Origin of the sequence: uncultured Halopseudomonas sp. (assembly GCF_963977355.1) — a bacterium.
Taxonomy (GTDB): domain Bacteria; phylum Pseudomonadota; class Gammaproteobacteria; order Pseudomonadales; family Pseudomonadaceae; genus Halopseudomonas.
The window spans coordinates 38,728-63,509 of the sequence record NZ_CAXBOV010000006.1 but is presented as its reverse complement, the minus strand read 5'-3'; the positions used below and the strand labels follow the sequence as shown (position 1 = coordinate 63,509).

At 57.5% G+C, this 24,782-nt stretch carries 21 protein-coding genes; 6 read left to right on the top strand and 15 right to left on the bottom strand.

What is annotated here, in order from left to right; translation table 11 throughout:
* Positions 1-98 precede the first annotated feature (98 nt).
* Entirely contained in the window at positions 99-2,294 is a 2,196-nt protein-coding gene (katG, locus tag AAC076_RS04360) for a catalase/peroxidase HPI (protein ID WP_339843177.1), read from the top strand.
* A gap of 217 nt (positions 2,295-2,511) precedes the next feature.
* Positions 2,512-2,787, top strand: coding sequence for a TIGR03643 family protein (locus AAC076_RS04355; protein WP_339843176.1), 276 nt, complete (start codon positions 2,512-2,514; stop codon positions 2,785-2,787).
* A gap of 26 nt (positions 2,788-2,813) precedes the next feature.
* Here AAC076_RS04355 and AAC076_RS04350 read toward each other — a convergent pair whose 3' ends face one another.
* From AAC076_RS04350 to AAC076_RS04310, 9 genes are all read right to left on the bottom strand, one after another.
* A complete protein-coding gene (locus tag AAC076_RS04350) occupies positions 2,814-3,650 on the bottom strand; it encodes a PhzF family phenazine biosynthesis protein (RefSeq protein WP_339843175.1) in 837 nt (278 codons plus the stop codon).
* Positions 3,651-3,752: 102 nt separating this feature from the next.
* The gene (gene ada, locus AAC076_RS04345; protein WP_339843174.1) at positions 3,753-4,862 is read right to left on the bottom strand and encodes a bifunctional DNA-binding transcriptional regulator/O6-methylguanine-DNA methyltransferase Ada; all 1,110 of its coding nucleotides are present in this window, start codon (positions 4,860-4,862) and stop codon (positions 3,753-3,755) included.
* 178 nt (positions 4,863-5,040) lie between these two features.
* On the bottom strand, positions 5,041-5,763 hold the full coding sequence (gene phoU / locus AAC076_RS04340; protein WP_339843173.1) for a phosphate signaling complex protein PhoU: 723 nt from the start codon (positions 5,761-5,763) through the stop codon (positions 5,041-5,043).
* A 31-nt stretch (positions 5,764-5,794) separates the two neighbouring features.
* Entirely contained in the window at positions 5,795-6,565 is a 771-nt protein-coding gene (gene pstB / locus AAC076_RS04335; RefSeq protein ID WP_339843283.1) for a phosphate ABC transporter ATP-binding protein PstB, read from the bottom strand.
* A 134-nt stretch (positions 6,566-6,699) separates the two neighbouring features.
* Positions 6,700-7,977 (bottom strand): phosphate ABC transporter permease PstA, encoded by a 1,278-nt coding sequence (pstA, locus tag AAC076_RS04330; RefSeq protein WP_339843172.1) that lies wholly within the window; start codon positions 7,975-7,977, stop codon positions 6,700-6,702.
* On the bottom strand, positions 7,970-9,358 hold the full coding sequence (gene pstC, locus AAC076_RS04325) for a phosphate ABC transporter permease subunit PstC (RefSeq protein ID WP_339843171.1): 1,389 nt from the start codon (positions 9,356-9,358) through the stop codon (positions 7,970-7,972). Before pstC ends, pstA begins: the two co-directional genes overlap by 8 nt.
* Before the next feature lie 157 nt (positions 9,359-9,515).
* Entirely contained in the window at positions 9,516-10,565 is a 1,050-nt protein-coding gene (locus AAC076_RS04320) for a substrate-binding domain-containing protein (RefSeq protein WP_339843170.1), read from the bottom strand.
* Positions 10,566-10,710: 145 nt separating this feature from the next.
* Positions 10,711-11,940: a nucleoside recognition domain-containing protein gene (locus tag AAC076_RS04315; protein ID WP_339843282.1), complete on the bottom strand. Its 1,230-nt coding sequence runs from the start codon at positions 11,938-11,940 to the stop codon at positions 10,711-10,713.
* A 27-nt stretch (positions 11,941-11,967) separates the two neighbouring features.
* Positions 11,968-12,864, bottom strand: a complete 897-nt coding sequence (locus AAC076_RS04310) for an N-acetylmuramoyl-L-alanine amidase (protein WP_339843169.1) — start codon at positions 12,862-12,864, stop codon at positions 11,968-11,970.
* Positions 12,865-13,138: 274 nt separating this feature from the next.
* On the opposite strand from AAC076_RS04310, the gene AAC076_RS04305 reads away from it, so the two are divergent.
* Positions 13,139-14,425 (top strand): DASH family cryptochrome, encoded by a 1,287-nt coding sequence (locus tag AAC076_RS04305; protein ID WP_339843168.1) that lies wholly within the window; start codon positions 13,139-13,141, stop codon positions 14,423-14,425.
* Positions 14,426-14,431: 6 nt separating this feature from the next.
* On the opposite strand, the gene AAC076_RS04300 is transcribed toward AAC076_RS04305, so the two are convergent.
* From AAC076_RS04300 to AAC076_RS04285, 4 genes are all read right to left on the bottom strand, one after another.
* A complete protein-coding gene (locus AAC076_RS04300) occupies positions 14,432-16,219 on the bottom strand; it encodes a diguanylate cyclase (protein ID WP_339843167.1) in 1,788 nt (595 codons plus the stop codon).
* Positions 16,220-16,289: 70 nt separating this feature from the next.
* The gene (locus tag AAC076_RS04295; RefSeq protein WP_339843281.1) at positions 16,290-17,120 is read right to left on the bottom strand and encodes an endonuclease/exonuclease/phosphatase family protein; all 831 of its coding nucleotides are present in this window, start codon (positions 17,118-17,120) and stop codon (positions 16,290-16,292) included.
* A gap of 57 nt (positions 17,121-17,177) precedes the next feature.
* Positions 17,178-17,822: a thiol:disulfide interchange protein DsbA/DsbL gene (locus AAC076_RS04290; RefSeq protein ID WP_339843166.1), complete on the bottom strand. Its 645-nt coding sequence runs from the start codon at positions 17,820-17,822 to the stop codon at positions 17,178-17,180.
* Between the two features lie 158 nt (positions 17,823-17,980).
* Positions 17,981-18,589 (bottom strand): c-type cytochrome, encoded by a 609-nt coding sequence (locus AAC076_RS04285; protein WP_339843165.1) that lies wholly within the window; start codon positions 18,587-18,589, stop codon positions 17,981-17,983.
* A gap of 273 nt (positions 18,590-18,862) precedes the next feature.
* On the opposite strand from AAC076_RS04285, the gene yihA reads away from it, so the two are divergent.
* On the top strand, positions 18,863-19,534 hold the full coding sequence (gene yihA, locus AAC076_RS04280; RefSeq protein WP_339843164.1) for a ribosome biogenesis GTP-binding protein YihA/YsxC: 672 nt from the start codon (positions 18,863-18,865) through the stop codon (positions 19,532-19,534).
* Positions 19,535-19,753: 219 nt separating this feature from the next.
* Here the strand turns inward: yihA and polA are convergent, their stop codons facing one another.
* Entirely contained in the window at positions 19,754-22,495 is a 2,742-nt protein-coding gene (gene polA, locus AAC076_RS04275; protein WP_339843163.1) for a DNA polymerase I, read from the bottom strand.
* Between the two features lie 72 nt (positions 22,496-22,567).
* Here polA and AAC076_RS04270 point away from each other — a divergent pair, with 72 nt between their 5' ends.
* Together AAC076_RS04270 and AAC076_RS04265 are read left to right on the top strand one after the other, a co-directional pair.
* Entirely contained in the window at positions 22,568-22,858 is a 291-nt protein-coding gene (locus AAC076_RS04270; protein WP_339843162.1) for a DUF2782 domain-containing protein, read from the top strand.
* 9 nt (positions 22,859-22,867) lie between these two features.
* Positions 22,868-23,821, top strand: coding sequence for a homoserine kinase (locus AAC076_RS04265; RefSeq protein ID WP_339843161.1), 954 nt, complete (start codon positions 22,868-22,870; stop codon positions 23,819-23,821).
* Here the strand turns inward: AAC076_RS04265 and znuA are convergent, their stop codons facing one another.
* Positions 23,822-24,754 (bottom strand): zinc ABC transporter substrate-binding protein ZnuA, encoded by a 933-nt coding sequence (gene znuA / locus AAC076_RS04260; protein ID WP_339843160.1) that lies wholly within the window; start codon positions 24,752-24,754, stop codon positions 23,822-23,824.
* Positions 24,755-24,782 lie beyond the last annotated feature (28 nt).

Genomic DNA, 24,782 nt, shown 5'->3' with positions numbered 1-24,782 from the left:
TCTATAAAAGCTATTAGAGAAAGCTATTTCATTAATTTCCTGTTTCAGCGCAGACTCCGGCTACTGAATTACAAGATCAACCAAAGGAAACAACAATCATGTCGAATGAAGCTAAATGCCCGTTTTCGAGTGGCGCTGCCAAGATGGCGGAGCTGGGCTCCAAAAACCGCGATTGGTGGCCCAACCAGCTGGACCTGAAAATTCTCCATCAGCACTCTGCGCTGTCCAATCCGATGGATGATGGTTTCGACTACGCGCAGGAATTCAAAAGTCTGGATCTGCACGCCGTTATAGACGACCTGACTGCCCTGATGACCGATTCCCAGGATTGGTGGCCGGCGGATTACGGTCATTATGGCCCGTTCTTTATTCGTATGGCCTGGCACAGTGCTGGCACCTACCGTATCCAGGACGGACGGGGTGGTAGCGGTTCAGGATCCCAGCGTTTTGCACCGCTCAACAGCTGGCCGGACAACGGCAACCTGGACAAGGCTCGTCGCCTGCTTTGGCCGATCAAGCAGAAATACGGTCGCAAGCTCTCCTGGGCTGACCTGTTTATTCTGACCGGTAACGTTGCTCTGGAAACCATGGGCTTCAAGACCTTTGGCTACGCAGGTGGCCGCGTTGATATCTGGGAACCGGAGCAGGACATCTCCTGGGGCCCGGAATCAGCGTGGATGGCTGATGAGCGTTATAGCGGCGACCGTGAGCTTGCCAATCCGCTTGCTGCCGTGCAGATGGGTCTGATCTACGTGAACCCGGAAGGCCCCAATGGCACGCCGGATCCGCTTGGGTCAGCACGGGATATCCGTGAGACCTTTGCCCGTATGGCGATGAATGACGAGGAAACCGTAGCTCTGGTTGCTGGCGGTCACACTTTCGGTAAATGCCATGGCGCTGCCGATCCGGGCCAGTACACCGGTGCTGAGCCGGAAGCTGCTGGGGTTGAAGAGCAGGGTTTCGGCTGGACCAACAGCTTTGGCAGCGGCAAGGGTGGCGAGACCATTACCAGCGGCCTGGAAGGCGCCTGGACCAATAATCCGATCCAGTGGGATAACGGCTACTTCGAAAACCTGTTTGGTTACGAGTGGGAACTGACCAAGAGCCCGGCAGGTGCCCATCAGTGGACTCCCACTGACCCGGCAGCTAAAAATGCGGTGCCCGCAGCCCATGATTCGAGCAAGCGCGAAGCACCAATGATGTCTACCGCAGATATGGCCCTGCGCATGGACCCAGCCTATGAAAAGATTTCGCGCCGTTTCATGGAAAACCCTGCAGAGCTGGCCGATGCATTTGCTCGCGCCTGGTTCAAGCTGACTCACCGCGATATGGGTCCGGTTGCACGCTATCTTGGCCCGCTGGTGCCCCAGGAAGAGCTTATATGGCAGGACCCGATCCCTGCTGTGGATCATCCGCTGGTCGACGAGCAGGATATTGCCAGCCTCAAGACAACCATCCTGGCGTCGGGCCTGTCGATCCCTGAGCTGGTGTCCACTGCATGGGCTTCAGCCTCGACGTTCCGTGGCAGCGATATGCGTGGTGGTGCCAACGGCGCGCGCATCCGTCTTGCGCCGCAGAAGGACTGGGAGGTAAATCAGCCTGAGCAACTGGCCAAAGTACTGGGCAAACTTGAGTCTATTCAGCAAGCGTTCAACCAAGGTCAATCCGGCGGCAAGCAAGTATCCCTGGCCGATCTGATTGTGTTGGGTGGCTGCGCGGCGGTTGAGTCGGCAGCAAAGCAAGCCGGACACGAAGTGACCGTGCCCTTTACACCGGGACGTACCGATGCATCGCAGGAGCAGACTGATGTCGATTCCTTCGAGCCGCTGGATCCCGTTGCTGACGGCTTCCGTAACTACGCCCGCCAGGGGTTGAAAGGCTCGGTCGCCGATTGGTTGGTTGACCGGGCGCAGTTGCTGACTCTGACCGCACCGGAAATGACCGTGCTGGTCGGTGGCCTGCGCTCATTGAATGCCAATGTTAGCCAGGCGCAGCACGGGGTCTTCACCCAGCGTCCCGGCAGTCTGAATAACGACTTTTTCGTCAACTTGCTGGATATGAACAGCAAATGGGAGAAGTCGGCTGCAGACGCCAACGTGTTGGAAGGCCGTGATCGTAAGACCGGCGAGCTGAAGTGGACAGGCACGGTCGTCGACCTGGTCTTCGGTTCCAACTCCCAGTTGCGTGCCTTGGCTGAGGTCTATGGCTCGAGCGATGCAGAGCATAAGTTTGTACGTGAGTTCGTCGCCGCCTGGGACAAGGTGATGAACCTGGATCGTTTTGATCTGAAGTAAGCTGCCCCACGGGCTCACAAGCCTGGTACGACAGAGCCTCGGGCCGATGCGGAATCTTCCGCACCGGCTCGGGGTTTTTTTTGCAGTTTCAATTCCGGCGGTTAGGACGTCCCGCGCCGCCTCGCCCGGGTATGTAGCCTTTTGATATATCTTGGCGTGGCGCCAGTGCGCTGTTACTGATTCAATTGGCTCAACAATGTGCTTTATGAGCGTAGCAATGTCCCAGTCTGCAGAGTTGATTAACCGTACATTCGAACCCGCTGATCGCTCGCGGATCATAGAGATGGCCTGGGAGGACCGCACGCCCTTTGAGGCTATCGAATCGCTCTATGGGCTGAACGAGTCGGCGGTCATTCGTCTGATGCGCCGCGAGCTAAAACCAGCGTCATTTCGCCTTTGGCGGGCCCGCGTTGGTGGCCGTGTTACCAAGCATGCGGCGCTGCGTGATCCTGCCGTCAGTCGGGCCTACTGTCCCACGCAGTACAAGCGTTGATCCACACACACCTGCTTGCGTCGCGATCAGATGCAGACTGTACCGGTGATGACTGGCTGAACCTGACCGCCCACCCAGATGGTTCCTGACTCTGACTCTATATTCACCCTGCCACGTCTACCGATGACGGTTCCCTGGCTGGCGCGATAACGCGCAGGTAACGTCCCCGCGGGAATCAGCCATTGGGCGAGGCTGGCATTCAGGCTTCCAGTGACAGGATCTTCGGCGTACTCGTCGCCCATAAATGCGCGTACTTCAACGTCTGCCTCCGCATTCGCACTGTTCCAGGGGCCTATGACGCCCAGGTTGAGCCCGCCAAGGGCTGGATAGTCTGCGCGCAGGGCCAGCACTTCCTCCCGTGATGAGAGCAGTATGCCGACCCAGCCTGGACCATTGTCTACCCAGTTACTGGCAACAATGCAGCTCTCGTCGATACCCAGCCCCCGGGCAATCTGCCGCATAGTGGCGCTGTCGACGGCGCCGCTGCGGAGCAGCGGAGGGGCAGTGAACGCCAGGTGGTTGCCGTCGTGACGAATTTCTACCAGCCCGGCTTCGCATTCCTGAACAATTCGATCCCCGCGCGGACTGCCACCCTCAGCCAGCCACACATGGCAGGAGCCAAGGGTGGGATGGCCTGCGAAGGGTAGCTCGCGTTGAGGGGTGAAGATACGCACACGATAGTCGGCCTGCGCTGTGGTTGGGCGCAGTAGGAAGGTCGTTTCGCTCAGATTGGTCCAGCGGGCGAAGGCGGCCATCTGGGCGTCGGTCAGGTCATCAGCATGGCAGACGACAGCCAGTGCGTTGCCTTCCATTGGCTTTTCGGCAAAAACATCGACCTGTTGGAAACGGAAAGAGCGGGGCATGCGGATCACCTGGTTGGGTTGCTACAGGCTTTTGATCATAGCCAGGCCGGGCGCGCAGAGTACAGGTACAGATCGCGGTTAAAACACCGAGCGCCGTTAAATTCAGGATATCAGCTTCGGTACTGGCTCGACCTGTGAAGTGCCGTCGGCCTCGCGCTGCAACAGGGCGCGCTTGCGCTCGATTCCCCAGCGGTAACCTGATAAGCCGCCATCCTGCCGGACCACTCGATGGCAGGGAATGGCAACCGCGATGGCGTTGGCTCCGCAGGCGCGGGCTACTGCGCGTGCTGCGGTGGGCTGACCGATAAGGTTGGCAACCTCTGCGTAACTCACCTTCTGGCCACACGGGATTGCCTGTAAAGCCTGCCACACGCGTTGCTGAAATGCCGTGCCGCGCACGTCGAGGGGCAAGTCGAGGCTTTTGCCGGGGGCTTCCACCAACCCAACAAGTTGTGCCACCACCCGTTCATAGTCCGCGTCGGCGCCGATCAGGCTGGCGGCGGGGAAACGCTCCTGCAGATCCCGGATCAGTTGCTCGGGCCCATCACCCAGGGTCACGCAGACGACACCCTTGGCACTGGAGGCGACCAGAATCGCGCCGAGGGAGGTGTCGCCGACCGCAAAGTGCAGCTGTTCGTTTGCGCCTCCGGCGCGGTAGCTCTTGGGCGTCATGCCGAGGGTCCTGTTTGAGTGTTGGTAGAAACCGCTTAAGGAATTGAAACCTGCAGCAAAGAGAGCCTCGGTGACGGAGTTGGCCTGGGCAAGCTCCTGTCGCAACTGCGCTTCACGCCATGCGCGGGCATATGCCTTGGGTGTTATCCCGGTGATGGCCTTGAAGGTTCGATGCAGGTGACTGGGACTCAGGCCCAACGTCTGGGCCAGGCGTTCCAGGTTCAATGGTGCCTGACTGCCTTCAAGCAGGCGACAAGCTGCAAGCACCAGTGCACTGTCGCGCTGTTGCCGCGAGGCACCGTCTGGATCGCAGCGCAGGCATGGGCGACAGCCGGTTGCCTTGGCTGCGGCGAGGGAGTCATGGAGACGCACGTTCAGGGGGTTGGCTACCCGAGAGGGGCATGACGGGCGGCAGTAGATACCGGTAGTGATTACCGAATACCAGAACAGGGAGTCCGCTCCGGGATCGCGTGCAAGCACTCGCTGCCACCGGGGATCTTCGGAAGTCTTGATGGGGGCGCAGGGATGATATTTGTGCATGGCGTTTGCAGCCGGTTGCCTGGTGTCGCTTTGATTCTAGCGATCAGGCGAGCTCGGAACATGTCATTTCTTGCTTTCAAATTGAAAGTGACTGCATCGCTCGACTATTCGTTCGGCGGTATGACCAGCACTCACCGGCGGCATGCGTGGGTGAGTGCTGGCGCAAGGGGTGGAGACCTCAACGGCTTACCACTTTCTCCGCTTCTTCTACCGGTGTGTGGCGTACATCTTCACCTTTGACCATGAAGATCACATTCTCGGCGATATTACAGGCGTGATCACCTACCCGTTCCAGCGCGCGCAAAATCCACATCACCGACATGCAGCGTGAGATATTACGGGTATCTTCCATCATGAAGGTCAGCAGGGTGCGTGTGGCGGCCTGGTATTCCTGGTCCACGCGCTTGTCTTCCTTCATGATCCGCAGCGCCTGAACCGAGTCCAGGCGGGCAAAGGCATCCAGGGCATCACGTAACATGCTCAGCACATGGTCGCCGATGTGCCGTACTTCCAGATAGCCACGGGGTGCCTGGCCTTCTTCGGAAAGCTTGATGGCAAACTTGGCGATCTTCTTGGCCTCGTCGCCCACACGCTCCAGGTCGGCGACCATCTTGATAACGGAAATCACCAGGCGCAAATCCCGCGCGGCTGGCTGACGACGGGCGATAATCAACGTCGCCTCTTCGTCGATATCCATTTCCATGCGGTCTACTTTCTTGTCCCCGGCCCGGACCGTCTCGGCCAATTGACCATCGCTGTTGATCAGCGCCTGAATAGCCTGCTCGACCTGTGATTCGACCATTCCGCCCATTTTGAGGAATTCGGTCTTGAGGTCCATCAGCTCGTCATTGAACTTGTTTGAAATGTGATCGCCGTACACTTCGTCTTTTTGATCTGTCATAACGCGTCTCCAGTGTCCAACAAGCTCAGGCTTAGCCGAAGCGACCAGTGATATAGGATTCGGTAAGGTCATGCTCCGGGGAGGTAAAAACCTTTGTGGTTTCGTTCACTTCCACCAGGTGCCCCATGTGGAAGTAAGCGGTGCGATGGGAAACTCGCGCGGCCTGCTGCATGGAATGCGTGACAATAACGATGGTGTAACTTTCCGACATTTCAGCGATTAATTCTTCTACTTTCGCTGTGGCGATCGGGTCAAGGGCAGAGCAGGGTTCATCCATGAGAATGACCTCTGGGCTCACCGCAATGGCGCGGGCAATGCACAGCCGTTGCTGCTGACCACCAGACATGCCGGTTGCCATGTCGTGGAGCCGGTCCTTGGCCTCCTCCCACAAGCCAGCCTTGCGCAGACTGCTTTCAACAATTTCGTCCAGATCGGCCTTGCGATTTGCCAGCCCGTGAATGCGCGGGCCATAGGCGACGTTATCGTAGATGGACTTGGGGAACGGATTAGGCTTCTGGAACACCATGCCCACGCGAGCACGCAGCTCCACCACGTCGTTCCTGGAATGATAGATGTCTTCGCCGTCCAGCAGCAGATCACCCTTGACCTGGCAGATGGCGATACTGTCATTCATGCGATTGAGGCAGCGTAAAAAGGTCGACTTGCCGCAACCGGAAGGTCCGATAAAGGAAATCACCTCATTGCGGGCGATATCAATGCTGATGTCCTTGATCGCACGGTTTTCCCCGTAGAAGACCTCGACGTTACGCAGCTTGAACTTGGGGTTCTCCGAGTACGGCATCCCAACGGTCTTGCCTTCGACGATCGGTGCGTCCTGGGCTGTGCTCTTGGCTTCGGGTTGCGCTTGAGCGCGCTCCTGCAATGCGACTTCATCGGCTGCAGTGCGTGAATTGATAGTAGTCATATAGATCTCCTTTACCACCGGCGCTCAAGGCGTTTGCGAAGCCAGATGGCTATTGCGTTCATAGTTATCATGAAAGTAAGCAGAACCATGATGCCGGCGGATGCCAGCTCAACAAATCCCTGTTCCGAACTGCTGGCCCACAGGTAGATCTGGACCGGAAGTACGGTTGCGGAATCAAAAAAGCCTTCAGGCACATCGACAATAAAGGCCACCATTCCGATCAGCAGCAGAGGGGCTGTTTCGCCCAGCGCCTGTGCCATACCGATGATGGATCCTGTCAGCATGCCAGGCATTGCCAGCGGTATGACGTGATGCAATACCACCTGCATCTTCGATGCGCCAATGCCTTCGGCTGCCTCGCGGATGGATGGCGGAACACTCTTGATCGCCGCACGGCTGGAAATGATGATGGTCGGCAGGGTCATCAATGCCAATACCAGACCCCCGACCACCGGTACCGAGCGTGGCATGCCGAACAGACCGATAAAGACCGCCAGACCGAGCAGGCCAAAGATGATGGAAGGTACCGCCGCCAGATTGTTGATATTCACTTCGATAAAGTCGGTGAACTTGTTCTGCGGAGCGAACTCCTCGAGGTAAACCGCCGCGGCTATACCCATGGGGAAGGAGATCGCCAGGGTAACCAGCATGGTCAACAGGGACCCGACGATGGCTCCGAGGATGCCGGCGCTTCCGGGATCACGGGAATCGCCACGGCTGAACAGCGTATCGTTGAAGCTGGTATTGATTACACCCTCTTCCATCAGCAGATTGACCCACTGCTGTTGCTGCTCGGAGAGTCGGATGCTGTAGCGTGGATTGTCAGCGTGCTTGACGAAAACTGATACCTGATCATGGGCCTGAAACACAAAGGTCTCAGTCGTGTTCAGCAGTTCGGGATTGGCGCGCAGGCGATCGCTGATATCGTTGGCCGCGTAGTTGCCCACCAGGCCCTTCAGCTCACGCTTCTGTGCCGCACTCTGGGCGCCCGGTATCAGCTCTTCCAGTGCGGTTATGATCGGCGCAGTAAAGTCCGCCATCGCCCGCTGATCTTCATCAGTAGGGTCGGTCAGATACATCTGCTCCGAATCCAATCGCACATCCAGGGTTATCGTGGTTTTGATAAAACCCGTATGACCCTTATTGATGATGTCAGCAAAGAGAATGAACAGCGATGCGAGGGCAATGAAAATTGCCACCATGCCGTAGACCCGAAACCGGCGCTCCTTGCGGTAGCGCTTCTTCAGGGAGTGGCGGACGATCTCCGCCTGAGAACGTTGATCAGTCATACTGTTCCCTATATTTGCGGACGATTTTGAGGGCCACTACGTTGAGTGCCAGCGTGACGATAAACAGCAGTGCGCCAAGCGCAAAGGCAGACAGGGTTTTAGCGCTGTCGAACTCCTGGTCACCTACCAGCAAGGTAGCGATCTGAACGGTTACGGTAGTCACTGACTCCAGCGGGTTGGCCGTGAGGTTGGCTGCCAGGCCAGCAGCCATGACCACGATCATTGTCTCGCCGATTGCGCGCGAGGCCGCCAGCAGGATGCCGCCAATGATGCCGGGAAGCGCTGCCGGAAAGATAACCTTCTTCATCGTTTCTGACTGGGTTGCGCCCAGTGCCAGCGATCCATCGCGCATCGCCTGCGGTACGGCGTTGATAACGTCGTCAGACAGTGATGAGACAAAGGGAATGATCATGATGCCCATCACCAGGCCAGCGGCCAGAGCGCTCTGTGAGGAAGCTTCAAGGCCAACAATGCTGGCAAGATCGCGAATGAAAGGCGCCACGGTAAGAGCAGCAAAAAAGCCGTAGACCACGGTAGGTACGCCTGCGAGCATTTCCATCAACGGCTTGATAATCGACCGTGCGCGTTTGCTCGCATATTCCGACAGGTACACCGCAGACAGCAATCCGGTTGGCACTGCGACCAAAAGTGCAATGGCCGAAATCAGCAAGGTACCGGTAAACAGTGGAATAACACCGAACGCACCTTCTGACCCGACCTGGTCCGCCCGCAAGGCAGTCTGCGGACTCCAGCTGGTGCTGAACAGAAAGTCAGAAATGGGCACCTTCTCGAAAAAGCGCAGGGTTTCGAACATGACCGAGAAAACGATGCCTGCCGTGGTTAGCACGGCAACCGCGGCGCAGCAAAAAAAGCTCCAGCGCAGCGCTCGCTCTACGTTTTCCCGTGCATTGATATGCGGAACCACGCGGGTCCAGGCAAAGGCGGCACCGAGTACGGCAATGAGCACGACCAGAATTGCCTTGAAGCTTGCACTGCGCTCGCGTAACGCTTCGAGAACGTTGGCGGCGGCGGCGATATGCTCCGGTACGACAGAGGCGTCAAGCTTGCCGGCGGCGACGTTGCTGATCTGGGAAAGCACCAGGCTGGCTCTTCCCGCAGATTCGGGCCAGACTTCCTGGGGCATGGAAGCGATGACCAGACCTTGAATTACCTTACCTTCAAAGGCTGCCCATACTGCCAGTACGATCAGCGCGGGGATCGCACACCAGAGTGCCGCCCGCGCCGCATAATAAAAGGGTAGTGCCTTGAGATTGCGAATGCCACCAAGTGGTTCGGCCACCGCCCTTGAACGCATTAGCGCCAGGCTGTAAGCGATGGGGGTAAGCACCACAATCAGTAGCAAAAGATGGGCCGTTTGCATAACAGTCTCTGTATTGATGGCGTGATCTGGTTAGCTGTGGCGGTCAGTCTGCCAGTTTGCTAAATAAAAAATAACTACGCAAAACGTAATAAAAGAACGCGGGCCAGCACAGCCCGCGTTCTTCTCTGTCATCCCTGACGCTTCCAGTTGGAAGTAATTACAGCTCGTTACCAGTCATTGGCTTCTGCTCTTTGACTGCCTTGGCGACGGTCATACGAGTTTCGCGCAGATTGGGAACCAGGCCAACATCAACCAGATAGCCGTTGTCACCCCAGGCACCTTCGCTGGTGAACTCGGAGACGTATTCCTGGATACCCGGAATAACACCTACGTGAGCGTTCTTGACGTAGAAGAACAGTGAGCGGGCTACCGGATACTCTTCGTTGGAGATAGTCTCAGGCGTCGGAGTGACACCGTCTACCGTGACAGCGTGGACCTGGCCTTCATTTTCCATCAGGAAGCTGTAGCCGAAGATACCCATGGTGCTCTTGTCCTGAGCCAGGCGCTGAACGATCAGGTTGTCGTTTTCACCGGCTTCAACGAAGGGACCGTCTTCACGCATGCTGTGGCAAGCGGTCTTGAAGGCGTCTTCTTCCATTTCCTTGATAAAGCTGAAGCTTTTGCAGCCGCCTTCCATCGCGATTTCTACGAAGGCATCACGGGTACCGGACGTGGGAGGTGGCCCCATGACGTTGATAGCCATGTCTGGCAGGCTGGCGTCGATCTCGCTCCACTTCATGTAGGGGTTGGCAACCAGTTTGTCGCCGCCCTTGGGATCCGGGACGCTCTTGGCCAGAGCCAGGTAGACCTGCTCGAGGCTCAGGTTCAGCTTGTCTGTTTCGTTGGACTGGGCAATTACAATGCCGTCAGCGCCGATACGTACTTCAGTGATGCTTTCAACGCCGTTGGATTGGCAGTTGTCAAATTCACTTTTCTTCATGCGGCGTGAAGAGTTGGTGATATCCGGATACTGGGTACCAACGCCTTCACAGAACAGCTTAAGACCGCCGCCGGAACCGGTAGACTCGAGTTTGGGAGTCGGGAAGTCAGTGTTACGGCCAAAACGCTCGGCAACAACGGTTGCGAACGGGTAAACAGTGGACGAGCCAACGATGTTGATAGTGTCGCGAGCCATGGCCGGAGCCGATACGGCGGCGATGCTGACTGCCAGGGCCGCAGTGGTAAGAGCTGTCTTCAGTTTCATCACTTGAGTCTCCATTAAGACGTTATATACCGGGTTTGCTTTGCCGATGTGTGAACAGTAATGGCTCTGTGTGACAGCTTTGTTACAGCGGTTGAAATAGTGATGGTGTTTTGCCAGACCGGCAGTAATTGTTAAAAACAGGGCCTGGTTAACCGAAAAACCAATAGCAGACGCCGATGGCTGTAAGCATACCGGCCAGATCTGCCAGCAGAGCACAGCCCAGTCCATGGCGTATGCGGGTTATACCAACGGCGCCGAAATACACCGCAATCACGTAAAACGTCGTTTCGGTGCTGCCCTGGAATGTCGCAGACAATAATGCGGGGAAGCTGTCTACGCCAAAGTTGTCCATGGTTTCGATCATCATGGCTCGGGCACCGCTGCCGGAAAGAGGTTTTATGAGCGCGGTAGGCAAAGCGTCGATAAACCGGGTATCCCAGCCCAGCCCCTCTGCCACCCAGCGCACCCCGTCGAGTCCCGCATCGAGTACGCCGCTGGCTCGCAAAGCGCCGACTGCAACCAGCATGGCGACCAGGTACGGCAACAGGGAAATGGTGAAACTGAAGCCCTCCTTGGCGCCCTCTATGAAGGTGTCATAGACATTGACCTTGCGCAGCGCGCCAATCACCAGAAAAGCGATCACGATTCCGAACAGGGTTAGATTGCCCACCAGGCTTGAGGTGGCCGCCAATGCCTGTGCCGACATCCCCGCCAATGCGGTGAGCAGAAGTCCGAGTGCCAGACCGCCACCCAGCAGGTACGCGAGCACCACCGGGTGCCACAACTTCAATCGTTGCATGAAAGCAACGCTGAACAATCCGACCAGACTCGATGCGGTGGTGGCGAGCAGTATGGGTAGAAAGACCGCAGTCGGTTCCGCTGCGCCTTGCTGGGCGCGGTACATGAATATGGTTACCGGCAGCAGGGTAAGCGATGACGAGTTGAGTACCAGAAAAAGAATCTGTGCATTGCTGGCGGTGTTGGGGGTGGTGTTGAGGCTCTGCAGCGAGTGCATGGCCTTGATGCCGATCGGTGTGGCTGCGTTGTCCAGGCCGAGAATGTTGGCCGCAAAATTCATGCTTATGTGGCCCAGGGCGGGATGACCGCTGGGTACCTCGGGCATCAGCCGGCGAAACAGCGGATCAAGCACGCGGGCCAGCACGCGGATTAGCCCGGCCTTCTCTGCAATGGCGAGAAAACCTAGCCAGAGGGTCATGGTGCCGACCAGCACCAGAATGATCTCGACGCTGAGGCGCGCCATTTCAAACAGCGAGGCTACCAGCCGGCTGAAGACCTCGGCGTCTCCCATGCCCAACCATTGCCAGAGCGCTGCGGCGAAGGCAGCCAGAAAGAAGCTTAGCCAGATTCCGTTAAGCATCATGCAGCCTGCTGAGTCGTTTGCCGATCATGGCTGGACAGCCTCGGGATTGGGTTTGGTGACCGGGCTGGCGATTCTGCACGGGGGCAGTTGGTTCGTGGTGGGCGATGTCTGCGGACGGCACCAGAGGGGTGAACGCATCGATTCAGGCACCAGAGTGGCAAGAATTGCCGCTGTTTGCGCATCAGGCTGGCCATCGAACCGGTTCGGCCGAAAGCGCATCTGGAAGGCTGCCAGCACATTGGTTGTGGTTTTGATCTGTTGTGGATCAGGCTCGAGGCCATAGCCAAAACGGACCAGCGCTTCGGCGAACCATTCCAGCGGGGGCGCCTGGCCTGCCAGCTCTGCCTGGACTCGAGCTACCTTTTCGGCATCAGGCCAGATTGATACGCCAGAGGCTGCAAGGCGCTGCCAGGGGAACAGCGGGCCAGGGTCCACTTTGCGCTGCGGGGCTATATCGCTGTGGCCCAGTACCCGGTCAGGACTAAGTTTATGACGCTTCAGCAGGTCCTGCAGCAATGGTATCAGCGCGTTGATCTGCTCCTCTGGCCAGGGGTGCCAGAGTCGACCCTGCGCGGTATCGGTATAGCCCGGATGAACGATTTCGATACCGATTGAACTGGCGTTTAACCAGGTTCGTCCCTGCCAGCTACTGTCGCCCGCATGCCATGCGCGATGTTCTTCGTCGACCAGGCGGTAAGTGGTGGGTTTTTCGCTGATCAGGTAATGACTGCTAACCGAGCCATGGGTCAGGTGTTGCAGGGCACGGTCGAAGCCGGATGAGGTGTAATGCACAACAATGTACTGCACGCGACTGTCGTGATTTGCCGAAGTGTAGCGGGTGTCTATTTCCAGGCTGCGGGTACATCCGCCGAGGGTTAACAGCAGGCACAGACAAAGAAATGGGGGCGCACGGCGCAGCATGGTCGAAGGCTCTGCTTGTCAAAAGCAGCAGCCTAGCATGCCGCTTCACGGGTTGCAGCGTATCAGTGCCGTGGTGTCTGGGGCTGACGGGTCTGGCCCTGAAAATCACTGCGCCATGGTTTGCCCTGGCAGTGTGAGCGGTTGGGGCAATCGGCCTGGCAGCCGCGGCAGGGCAATGTGGGGTATGTAGGCTGTTTCACGGTGTCTTCCCATGGCAATTAATAGTTATGCACATTATCATCTTTGTATCGATTTGGTATAGGTGTGCCCGTATATGACTAGCCTGCTGTGGTTCAAACAGGATTTACGCGTAGACGATAACCCGGTTCTGGCTGCCGCGATGCAGGCCACGGATTGTCTCCCGGTCTATTGTATTGATCCCCGATGGTTTCAACCCGATGGCCGTGGGCTCTTGCCCTGCGGCCCGCGGCGGGCACAGTTTATTCTGGAAAGTCTCGCGGATTTGCAGCGTACCCTGCGGATCAAGGGTTCGGATCTGCTGGTGCTGCAGGGAGAGCCGGAGCAAGTGCTGCCCTCGCTGTGTGTGGATATGGATGTTCAGGCTGTTTATGCCCACGCCGAGCATGCTCCGGATGAGCAGGCTTTGATGGCCAGGCTAAAACAGGCTTTGCCCCATGACGTGGATCTGCATGTGTTGGAGAGCAATGCGCTATTTGATCCAGCTGACCTGCCCTTTTCTCTGGAGGCTATGCCCGGCGTATTTACCCGTTTTCGTAACAAGATAGAAAAGCATACACCAGCTCATACGCCATTGCCTTTGAGCGCTGGCATGGCGCCGCTCCCGATGGGTGCACTGGATCTGATGCGGGGTTTGCCTGAGCTGCTGGATCTGGGTCTGCAAGCCTGCCCGGCAGAGCCTCGGTCTGCCCTCCCCGAGGGGCCTGGAGAGACATCAGGCCGGGCATGGCTGGATGATTATCTATGGGACAGCCAGTCGGTAAGGCATTACAAGGAAACCCGAAACGGGCTGCTGGGCAAGCATTTCTCATCGAAACTATCGAGCTGGCTTACCCATGGATGCCTTTCACCGCGCCGGGTTATGCATGAATTGCGCGAGCATGAGGCGGTACACGGCGCCAACGATTCGACCTACTGGCTGTGGTTCGAATTGCTCTGGCGGGAGTTTTTTCGACTCAGCCTGCGGTTACACGGCTCCGCCTTTTTCCATTTCGGCGGTTTGCAGAACGGGACCCCTCCGCGCGGCGCGGATCAACGCTGGTTGGACTGGCGCGGGGGTAATACCGGTCAGCCGTTCGTCGACGCTTGCCTTCGAGAGCTGAATGCCAGTGGCTTTCTCTCCAACCGTGGACGTCAGATCGCCGCGAGTTATCTGATACACGATTTGCAGCAGGATTGGCGTCTGGGTGCTGCATGGTTCGAGCAGCAGCTGATTGATTACGATGCCGCCAGTAACTGGGGTAACTGGGCCTATATCGCCGGGGTTGGACACGACCCGAGGGGAGGCAGGGCCTTTAACGTGGCCATGCAGGCCGAGCGGCATGATCCGGACGGTAAATACGTTGAGACCTGGGCTCGGTAATGCCGTTCAGTCGGCCTGGACCAGGCGGTTACGTCCACCGTCCTTCGCGCGGTACATCGCCTGATCCGCTCGTTCGAAGACCTTATCCAGTGAATCGCCCTGGCGGAAGTCGGTGAAGCCGATAGAAATCGTGATGGTGACGCGCTCTTTCTTGAAATGGAACGGGCTTCCCTCGATACCTGCGCGCAGTTCTTCCAGCACCATTGCCGCCTGGTCAACGCCGGTGCCTGGCATGAGTACGACAAACTCTTCGCCGCCGAACCGCCCTATGAAGTCTGATTTTCGCAGGCGCCGCGACAATTGCTGGGCAATCAGCCTCAACACCTTGTCCCCAGCCAGATGGCCGAATTGATCGTTGACGCGCTTGAAGTAATCTACATCCAGTACGACCAGAAGTAGCTGGCCACCGTATCGTTGCCAGCGCTCGTATTCTTCGTTCATCCGCTTTTGCAGCCCGGCCCGGTTGGGTAATCCGGTCAAGGCGTCAATCATTGCCAGCTTGCGCTGATCTTCCAGGTGGTTGCGGAAGGTAGTCGCCTCGACTTCCATCGCCGCAATACGCTCGACCATGGACTCCAGTCGTCCCGCGACCTGCTGTTCACGGTCCATATGCAAGGTGCGCGACTGCTCGACATTCACCAGCAATGAGTCCAGCTGGCTTTGTACATTGGCTTTCAGTGTTTCCAGGTCGGTGGCGGAGCTGACTTCTCCGTGCAGGTCCTGGACCTGATCGCGAATGGTGCCATCAAGTACCCTGCCCACCTCCAGTGATCCGGTATAGGCTTCGTGGGCTTCTTCGAGGTTGCCCTGGAACTGGGCCAGACGGCTGTTGAGTTGCTTCAGATACAGCTCGAAATCCTGCTGACGACTTTGTTGGCTGCCCAGCACCAGGAGCGCTAGCTCATCAAGTGATGCTGCCAGTTCATACCAATTCAAACCGCCAGCGATACGCTCACGCAGTTGCTCGGCCTGCAGGCGCTGGCTTTCCAGTACCTGAAGCTCTGAGATCAAGTTGAGCAGGATTGTTTCGATGTGAGCTGCGGCCTTGGAATAGTGCTGTTCTTCACCGGCGAGGCTACCTACTACTGCGCTTTCCTCAGGTTTTTCAGTCTTGTCCTCGATAATCGCTTGCGCCGCGGGCAGCTCGGGGATCAGGCCATCAGGTTCCGATTTGAGTACCGGTGGTGCTGGAGGCTCGAGGATAATCGGCTTAGCTGTTTCTGGTGGTTCCGGTGGTTCTGACGTTTCTAGTGCTTCTGGTTCCTCGGGCGTTTTCTTTGCATCCCGTGCGCTGGCTGAGCCGAATAACCGTGATAACAGCCCGGATGGCGCCTCACCGGGTGCGGTATTCAGTACCTGGGCCTGGGAGCTGACGATGTCGGCAATGAGGGCCTCCATCGTCGAAGCGTATTCGATAGGCGTGTTCAAGCGCTGGGCAAGATCCTTGAGACTGGCACCGATATCGCCTGCCAATCTACGTTGCTGCAGTTGCTTGACCAGTGCGCGTAACGATGCACTGATATTGCGCATGCGTTCTTCCCGGGCGCTGTCAGCTGCCAGCACGGCTCTTTCGAGCCCCGGCATCAGCTCGGTCAGTAGATGGGGGGCGGCATCGTTGCGCAAGGCGTTACGGAGTTCTTTCAAGCGTTTATCGAGCAGCGGATCGAGTCCGTCCGCTGCGATACTCACGCGCACCAAGCCACGCTTGAGCAGTTCCTGCTGATCAGTGCCCTCCGCAGGCGACTTCGTGTCTGCGCTGCCGGATTGCCGGGAGGTCTTGCTGGAATCGATCATGAGTGCTCCTGCACACGGTGATACAGAAGATTATATAGAAAAGGGGGCGTCTGGCCAGAACCTGATTGAATCAGCTATCTGAGGGCTTGCAGTCAGAGGCGCAAATGCCCGGCGGGAGGCGTATGTGCATTGCGACGGGTAAGTGGTCGGAAATAGGATGGGCGAGCACATCGACTTTTTCGATGCTGAGACTGGAGCTGATCAGGATGTGATCAAGTACCCGGGCAGGTTTCCAGCTGGGGTATGTGCCGGGTAGCTCAGCGGTGTGCAATTTGCTGCCCTTGAGCGGAGAGTGATCGAGCAGATCCTCCGCGTGGGTATTCATGTCACCCATGAGCACTACGTGCTGGTGATCAGCGATGCGGTCCCGAATATAGGCCAGTTGATTTGCCCTGCCTTTGGTGCTGAGCGCGAGGTGCATCATGACCACGAGAAGCGAGTTCTGCCCTTCGCCGAAGCTGGTCAATATGGCGCCGCGGCCTGGCAGAATACCCGGGAGCTTGTGATCTTCAAGGTAGTCAGGCGCAAACCGGCTGAGCAAACCATTGGAGTGTTGAGCAAAACGCCCCAGGTTACGATTCAGCTGTTGATACCAGAAGGGGAATTGACCTTCGCGGGCCAGGTGTTCGACCTGGTTGACGTAGCCTGACCGAATACTGCCGCCATCGACTTCCTGCAGTGCGACCAGATCAAAGTCGCTCAGCACCCGGCCGATTTGTCCGAGCACATTGTGTCTACCCGTGGCCGGCAACAGGTGTTGCCAGCCACGCGTGAGGTAGTGATGGTATTTCTGGGTATTGATGCCTACCTGAATGTTGAAGCTCAGGAGTTTGAGCACTTCAGGCAGGCCAACCGTTCCTGCCGGGCACAGATCGTTGGTCTGCAGGTTACCCGGTAGCATCTGGCCATGCAGAGAACGTCTGCGGGTTTTGTTGGCAGGTCCGGTCTTGGGCATGCCTTAGCGTGCCTGGCGCTCTTGATCGACCAAGTAGTCCGCCGCCTCAAGCATGCCATCGAAGCCGCCTACCATACCGCCCTCGATCCGGTATTTGCCGTTCACAATCAAGGTTGGAACGCCGGTGGCCCGGTAAGCCTTGGCCAGACGACCTGCCTCGGACATTTTGCTGCGCACACCGAACGACGCCCAGGCTTTATTAAATTCCTCGGCATTGATGCCGTACGGCTCAAGGAACTCGATCATCTCGTCCTCGTTGGCCAGACTCAGCTTCTCAACATGGATCGCATTGAAAATGGCCTTGTGAGTTTCTTCCAGCTTGCCCAGGCTCTGAACTGTGTAGAAAAGTTGTGCATGGGTGTTCCATACACCGCCGAACACGGCCGGAACCTCACGGAAGTTCACATCTTCAGCCAATGTCTTTTTCCACTCCTGAAGTACTGGCTCGAACTGGAAGCAGTGGCCGCAGCCGTACCAGAACAACTCGGCTATTTCGATTTTGTCAGGATCCTGAGTGGGTGCTGGCGTGGTGAGTTCGATGTAATGTTCGCCGGCCTTGAACTCGGCTGGTGCCATCAATGCCTGAGCTTGAACAGCAGTGAAGCTGCCGAGCAGCCAAACCAGTGTTGCGGTCATCAATACGCGCATGTTTTCTTCCCTAACGAGTTTTATCTTGGAGCTGATCCATATGTGACAGATCAACCAGTAAAAAATTCACTACGAGCCAGATTATAGCGGCCAGCAAAAAGGGTGACCTAAGCCACCCTTGAAGTGAAGCAGGGGACATACCCTGCAACATAAAGGATCTAGCGCAGACCCTGAATGTAGTTGGCAACAGCTTCAATGTCCTTGTTGCTGAGACGACCGGCGATGGTACGCATGATCATGGCTTCGCCATCATTGGTGCGCTCTCCCTCGCGGAAGTTGGTCAATTGCTTGGCAGTGTAGGCTGCATGCTGACCAGCAAGGCGTGGAAAGCCAGCAGGATCGTTGCCCTTGCCGGTTGGCGAGTGGCAACCAGTGCATGCCGGCAGCCCGGTAGCCAAGTCACCACCGCGGAAGATTTCTTCGCCACGGACAGCAAGATCCGCGTCGGCAACACCCATCGCGGGAACCTGTGCGTCGTAGAAAGCAGCGATATCACGCAGATCCTGTTCACTCAGCGGATCCAGGATGCCGGTCATTTCGACAATGACCCGACGACCTTCCTTGACGTCCATCAACTGCTTGTACAGATACTTCTCGCCCAGACCAGCAAGCTTGGGGAAGTTGGGCATGGCGCTGTTGCCATCGGCGCCGTGGCAGGCGGCGCAGGTGGCCACTTTGCCTTCACCGGCTTCAGCGTTACCCTGCATTGCATGGACCGAACCGGCCATACCGAGAGATAACACCAGACTAACGAGTAATTTATTCATCGGCTAATCCAATTACGGCTGAAAGAGGGGCTTGGTCTGTTCTTCCGGCGTTTACGCCGTGTTATGTGGAACAGCCTGCCTCGTTTATCCCGAAGACAACACCTGAAACTGCACTTCGCACCTGGTGGTCCATGCTATCCGTCGCCTCAAGGCGACGCAACGTCCATAATGTCGCAGTAAGCTTTCGCGATATAAAACCGCAGCAGTATATACTAAGGTAATGGTCAAGGTGAATGTCATCGGCCACTCGACAGTAGCATAACGGATCTTCCCATGCCCTTAGCAACACCCCTTGTATCTCTTTGTCAGCAAGCCACCTTCATTAAAAGTGCCAGCCAGGTAGAGCAGTGTCCCCTGGATCGGGGCTATGAGGTCGCTTTTGCCGGTCGCTCGAACGCGGGCAAATCCAGCGCCCTGAACACGCTGACCCATGCACGTCTGGCGCGTACCTCGAAAACGCCGGGTCGTACGCAACTGATCAACTTTTTTGCCCTGGATGAGCAGCGGCGCCTGGTGGACCTGCCGGGTTATGGCTACGCCAAGGTGCCCCTGGCGCTGAAGGAGCATTGGAAGGAGCACCTGGATGCCTATCTGACCGGGCGTGACTCCCTGGCCGGATTGGTATTGGTGATGGATATTCGCCATCCGCTATCGGATTTTGATCGAATGATGCTCGAGTGGAGTGATGTGACCGGCTTGCCCGCGCATATTCTGCTCAGCAAGGCGGACAAACTGGCCTATGGCGCGGCCAAGAATGTACTGCTCAAGGTGCAAACCATCGTGCGCAAGGAGTACGGTAATCGCGCCACTGTGCAGCTGTTTTCCGCGCCCAAGCGTCAGGGGCTGGAGGAGGCCTACGGGATTCTGGAAAGCTGGCTGTTCGTTGAAGATGAGCCCGAAGATGATCAGCTTACTGATCTGCCCGAAGACGAGCATAAAGACTGACACGCTGAATGACAGGCAAAAAAAACCCCGGATCTCTTATGGGGAGGAAAGATCCGGGATTCAAGCATCGGGCTGTGCTAGGGAAAGACCGCCCGACGTTCTGCCAACACTAAATCACATCTAGGAAGACGAAAGGCTTGACTGGCCATTCACAGGATCTGACCAGTCTGGGATTTGTTTAGTTCCGGCACCTTTCAGCAAAATCCCGATTATTTTCGCTCAGTGCGCTTCGTCCCAGTTTTTGCCCACACCCACGTCAACAACGAGGGGCACATCCAGGGATGCCGCGCCTGCCATATGTTGCTTGAGTCCTGTACTCACCTGATCGATAAGGTCTTCGCGCACTTCCAGGACCAGTTCGTCGTGCACCTGCATGACAACCCGTGCATCCAGGCCAGTGTCGCGGAGCCAGTTATCCACGGTTACCATCGCGCGCTTGATGATGTCAGCGGCCGTACCCTGCATCGGCGCGTTGATGGCTGTACGTTCCGCGCCCTTGCGCATGGCCTGATTCTTGGCGTGTATTTCCGGTAGATACAGGCGGCGACCAAACAGGGTTTCCACATAGCCTTGCTCTCCAGCCTGGGCGCGGGTGCGCTCCATGTAGGCGAGCACGCCGGGGTAGCGGGTGAAGTAGCGGTCGATATAGGCCTGGGCCTGCTTGCGGTCGACATCGATCTGTTTTGCCAGGCCGAAGGCACTCATGCCATAGATCAGACCGAAGTTGATCGCCTTGGCGCTGCGCCGCTGATCCGCCGAGACGGCCTCGAGTTCCACGCCAAATACTTCCGCGGCTGTCGCCTTGTGCACGTCTAGGTCGTGGCGGAAAGCGTGCAGCAAACCCTCGTCCTGGGCCAGGTGAGCCATGATGCGCAGTTCGATCTGCGAGTAATCGGCGGCCATCAGTTTGTAACCCGCCGGCGCAATGAACGCCTGGCGGATACGTCGACCTTCGGCGCTGCGAATTGGAATATTCTGCAAATTCGGGTCAGATGAGGACAGCCGGCCTGTGGCAGTGACAGCCTGGTGGTAACTGGTGTGAATGCGGCCGGTTCGCGGATTGATCTGCTCGGGAAGCCGGTCGGTGTAGGTGCTCTTGAGCTTGCTTACCGTGCGATATTGCATGATGACCTGGGGCAGCGGGTAGCCTTGCTCGGCCAGCTCAGCCAGCACCGCCTCGGCGGTCGACGGTTGACCCTTGGCGGTCTTGGAGATGACTGGTATACCCTGTTTCTCGTACAGGATGACGCCCAGCTGTTTGGGTGAGCCGAGGTTGAACTCTTCTCCGGCAAGCTCAAACGCTTCTCGCTCCAGTGCGACCATTTTCTCGCCCAGTTCGCGGCTCTGAACCCCCAGCAACTGGGCATCCACCAGCGTGCCGCAGCGTTCAATGTCGGCCAGCACCGGCACCAGCGGCATCTCGATATCCTGCAGCACACTGGCGACGGATGGCTGTTCGGCCAGTTTGGCCCAGAGTGTCTGATGCAGGCGCAGGGTGACATCGGCATCTTCTGCGGCGTAGGGCGCTGCCTGCTCGAGAGCGATCTGGTCGAAAGTCAGCTGCTTGGCACCCTTGCCGGCAATATCTTCAAAACGGGTTGTGCCATGGCCCAGGTATTTCAGCGCCAGGCTGTCCATATCGTGCCGCGTGGCGGTGGAGTCCAGCACATAGGACTCGAGCATGGTGTCGAAGGCGACGCCGCGCACGCGGATGTCATAGTGAGCAAGCACGTTGATATCGTATTTGGCATGCTGGGCGACCTTGGGTTTGTCGATATCTTCCAGCAGCGGCTTGAGGGCGGCCAGCACCTGGTCGCGATCAAGCTGTTCGGGTACGCCCATATAGCTGTGACGCAGCGGTATGTATGCGGCTTCGTGGGGGCTGACCGCCAGCGAGACGCCAACCAGCTCGGCGAGTTGCGCGTGGACGCTGGTTGTTTCGGTGTCAAAGGCAAACAGTGGCGCGGCCTTGAGCTTGCTCAGCCAGCGTTCGAAGTCTTCCCAGGCAAGGATGGTTTCATAGCTGGCTTCGGCAGTCTCCATCTGGTCAGGCGCTGCTCGCGCGACACCCTCTGCCTTCTCTTCGCGCAGCAGATCATCCAGCCAGTTCTTGAACTCCAGCTCCTGATAGAGGGTCTTCAACGCCTCGCGGTCGGGCTCGCCCGGCATCAGCGCGTCAGCGCGCAGCTCAAGTTCGACATCTATCTTGATGGTCGCCAACTGATAGGAGAGATAGGCCATCTCCTTATGCTCCAGCAGCTTCTCGGGGAGCTTCTTGGCTCCACGGATCGGCAGCTCGGGTACCTTGTCGAGGTTGGCGTAGATCAGGTCCAGTCCGCCACCGATACCGGCGACCAGGCCAACAGCGGTCTTCTCGCCAACCCCGGGGACACCCGGAATATTGTCTGATTTGTCGCCCATCAGCGCGAGAAAATCGATGATGCACTCGGGGCCCACGCCGAACTTTTCCTTTACCCCGGCAATATCGAGCACGGTTCCGCTCATGGTGTTGACCAGTGTGATGTGCTCGTCCACCAGTTGCGCCATGTCCTTGTCGCCGGTGGAAATCACCACAGGGCAGCCCGCTGCGGCACTCTGGCGGGCCAGTGTGCCGATAACATCGTCTGCCTCGACGCCATCCACGCAGAGTAGCGGCAGGCCCAGAGCCCTGACACTGGCGTGCAAGGGTTCGATCTGTACGCGCAGATCGTCAGGCATCGGCGGACGCTGGGACTTGTAGTCCTCGAAGAGGTCATCGCGGAAGGTCTTGCCCTTGGCGTCGAATACGACCGCAAAAGGGCTGTCCGGATACTGCCGGCGCAAACTGTTGAGCATATTGAGCACGCCCTTGACCGCTCCGGTGGGTTTCCCGGTAGAGGTCATCAATGGCGGCAGCGCGTGGAATGCCCGGTATAGGTAGGAGGAACCATCTACCAGAACGAGGGGGGCTTGATCAGTCATGCTTCAGGTCAACTTCCCATGGCTAAAAGAGGCTAGAATGAAGGGGTAAAATCATCAAGGGACAAGACTATCATGATACGCATACTTGGCCGTGCATTGGCCGTTACCGGGTTGGTACTCACTATTGGCTCGACCGCTCTGGCCCAGGAGGCTCTGACGGGCGAACCCGAAGTCGTTATCCGTCAGGAGGGTGATCGCACGGTAGAGGAATACCGGGTCAACGGATTTCTTTATGCTATCAAGGTGATACCCAATAGCGGAGTGCCCTACTTTCTGGTTGCAGTGGATGACGAGGGCAATTTCATGCGCTCGGATCAACCTGAAGGTATGCGCATACCGTCCTGGAAGATCTTTGAATGGTAGGCTGACCTGATGTCTGTATTCACGCCCCTCAGTCAGAACGAGCTGAGCGCCTTTCTCAAGCCCTTCGAACTCGGCCGGCTGGTGGCGTTCGAAGGTATTGCTGCAGGCACTGAGAACAGTAATTTTTTCGTTAGCTGCGAGCAGGGCGAGTTTGTACTTACGCTGGTCGAGCGCGGTCCTGTGGATGAGCTGCCGTTCTTTGTCAGTCTGCTCGATTGTCTGCATGCGGCTGATCTACCGGTACCCTTTGCTGTACCGGATCAGCTGGACCGCAAGCTGCACACCCTGAACGGCAAGCCAGCGCTGTTGCAGCCGCGCTTGCCCGGCAAGCATGTACAGCAGCCGGACGAGAGACATTGCCAGGCACTCGGAAAGGTGTTGGCGCAAATGCATGCGGCAACAGATTCCAGTCAACTGGTGCGTCAGAGTGATCGCGGGCTGGCCTGGATGGAAAAACAGACCAGTGACATGCTCGGCGACATGAGTGAGTCGGAACGTGAGCTGATCGGGCCCATGGTGCCACTTATGCAAAATCTGCTGGCCGAGCGCCCACCCATGCCGAAGACGGTTCTGCATGGTGATCTGTTTCGCGATAATGTGCTCTTCGAAGGCCCCAACCTGACCGGTTTGATCGATTTTTACAACGCAGCAACTGGCTGGGCGCTCTATGACCTGGCGATCTGCGCAAACGACTGGTGTCTGGACGAAAATGCCCGGCTTGACCAGGAACTTACCCAGGCACTGTTAGCCGGTTACGCTGGGCAGCGGCGCTTTCATCCGGTGGAAGCGACTCATTGGCCGGATATGTTGCGGCTGGCAGCGCTGCGTTTCTGGCTCTCGCGCCGAATAGCGGCTGCGAGTCATCAGGAGAAGCCTGGGGTACTGATCAAGGATCCCGAACATTTTCTGCGGGTTCTCGAAGGCCACCGCGAGGTGGCCGTGCAACTACCCATGGCGCTCTGATCAGAGCGTTTCCAGGCAACCGGCAAGTGCCCCAGCAATGTCCTCCAGTGTACGTTCGTAACCCTGGGGTCCCACATCAATCGCGCTGCCAAGTGGATCCAGCGTCCCGACACTGATTGGTAACCCTTCAGTCAGGCTATTGATCAGGCGCGGAGTGAATTGCGGCTCGGTAAAGACGCAGCTCGGACCTGCGGCCTGCAATTGCTGGCGCAACTGGTTGATGTGACGCGCGCCGGGTTGCACCTCATGGGACAGGCTGAAGATTCCTTGAGGCCGCATGCCGTAGTGATCCTCGAAGTAACCGTAGCCATCGTGAAAGACAAAATAGGGCTTTTTCTGCAGCGTGCTCAGCCGTGCTCGCAGATTGTTGTCCATTGCCGTAAGGCGTTGCTCGAACAGGTCCAGGTTGGCTTGCAACTGATCGGCCTGCTGTGGATACACACTGGCGAGATCCTCGGCCATGTAGCGGGCAATGGCGCTGGCGTTGGCAGGCGATAACCAGATATGCGGATCCAGGCTGCCGTGGTCATGGTGGTGGCCGTGGGTATCGTGGCCATGGTGGTCGGCGGGCTTTTCATTTTGAAAGTTATGCGATTGCATCTGCTCCCTGACGGTCATCTGCGGCAAGTGCAACAATGCTACGGAGTTGTCCTGGCGCTCCAGCAGGTCCTGCAGAAACAGTTCCAGCTCCGGCCCTACCCAGTAGATACGCTCTGCCCCAGCCAGGGCGCGGCGGTCGGAGGGGCGAAGCGCATAGGTATGCGGGGAAGCGCCGGGCTCCATCAACAGAGCCGGAGTATCAACGCCATCCATGACGGCGGCGGCAATCTGTTGCAGCGGTTTGATGGTGGTCAGGACCCGGGCATTTTCGGCAGCCAGGGCAGGAGCGGCGCCGAGCAGGCACAACAGGGAGAAATACAGACGCAGCCGCATGGGCCATACCTCCAAGGATAAAAGTGTT

What these genes read in the sequence shown, in the direction of transcription:
- phoU (WP_339843173.1), bottom strand. Translation starts at nt 5,763, where the DNA reads ATGACAGATCAAAAAGACGAAGTGTACGGCGATCACATTTCAAACAAG.
- AAC076_RS04285 (WP_339843165.1), bottom strand. Translation starts at nt 18,589, where the DNA reads ATGAATAAATTACTCGTTAGTCTGGTGTTATCTCTCGGTATGGCCGGT.
- ada (WP_339843174.1), bottom strand. Translation starts at nt 4,862, where the DNA reads ATGCACAAATATCATCCCTGCGCCCCCATCAAGACTTCCGAAGATCCC.
- znuA (WP_339843160.1), bottom strand. Translation starts at nt 24,754, where the DNA reads ATGCGGCTGCGTCTGTATTTCTCCCTGTTGTGCCTGCTCGGCGCCGCT.
- pstB (WP_339843283.1), bottom strand. Translation starts at nt 6,565, where the DNA reads ATGCCGTACTCGGAGAACCCCAAGTTCAAGCTGCGTAACGTCGAGGTC.
- katG (WP_339843177.1), top strand. Translation starts at nt 99, where the DNA reads ATGTCGAATGAAGCTAAATGCCCGTTTTCGAGTGGCGCTGCCAAGATG.
- AAC076_RS04290 (WP_339843166.1), bottom strand. Translation starts at nt 17,822, where the DNA reads ATGCGCGTATTGATGACCGCAACACTGGTTTGGCTGCTCGGCAGCTTC.
- yihA (WP_339843164.1), top strand. Translation starts at nt 18,863, where the DNA reads ATGCCCTTAGCAACACCCCTTGTATCTCTTTGTCAGCAAGCCACCTTC.
- polA (WP_339843163.1), bottom strand. Translation starts at nt 22,495, where the DNA reads ATGACTGATCAAGCCCCCCTCGTTCTGGTAGATGGTTCCTCCTACCTA.
- AAC076_RS04305 (WP_339843168.1), top strand. Translation starts at nt 13,139, where the DNA reads ATGACTAGCCTGCTGTGGTTCAAACAGGATTTACGCGTAGACGATAAC.
- AAC076_RS04355 (WP_339843176.1), top strand. Translation starts at nt 2,512, where the DNA reads ATGTCCCAGTCTGCAGAGTTGATTAACCGTACATTCGAACCCGCTGAT.
- AAC076_RS04270 (WP_339843162.1), top strand. Translation starts at nt 22,568, where the DNA reads ATGATACGCATACTTGGCCGTGCATTGGCCGTTACCGGGTTGGTACTC.
- AAC076_RS04350 (WP_339843175.1), bottom strand. Translation starts at nt 3,650, where the DNA reads ATGCCCCGCTCTTTCCGTTTCCAACAGGTCGATGTTTTTGCCGAAAAG.
- AAC076_RS04295 (WP_339843281.1), bottom strand. Translation starts at nt 17,120, where the DNA reads ATGCTACCGGGTAACCTGCAGACCAACGATCTGTGCCCGGCAGGAACG.
- AAC076_RS04310 (WP_339843169.1), bottom strand. Translation starts at nt 12,864, where the DNA reads ATGCTGCGCCGTGCGCCCCCATTTCTTTGTCTGTGCCTGCTGTTAACC.
- AAC076_RS04265 (WP_339843161.1), top strand. Translation starts at nt 22,868, where the DNA reads ATGTCTGTATTCACGCCCCTCAGTCAGAACGAGCTGAGCGCCTTTCTC.
- AAC076_RS04315 (WP_339843282.1), bottom strand. Translation starts at nt 11,940, where the DNA reads ATGCTTAACGGAATCTGGCTAAGCTTCTTTCTGGCTGCCTTCGCCGCA.
- AAC076_RS04300 (WP_339843167.1), bottom strand. Translation starts at nt 16,219, where the DNA reads ATGATCGATTCCAGCAAGACCTCCCGGCAATCCGGCAGCGCAGACACG.
- pstC (WP_339843171.1), bottom strand. Translation starts at nt 9,358, where the DNA reads ATGCAAACGGCCCATCTTTTGCTACTGATTGTGGTGCTTACCCCCATC.
- pstA (WP_339843172.1), bottom strand. Translation starts at nt 7,977, where the DNA reads ATGACTGATCAACGTTCTCAGGCGGAGATCGTCCGCCACTCCCTGAAG.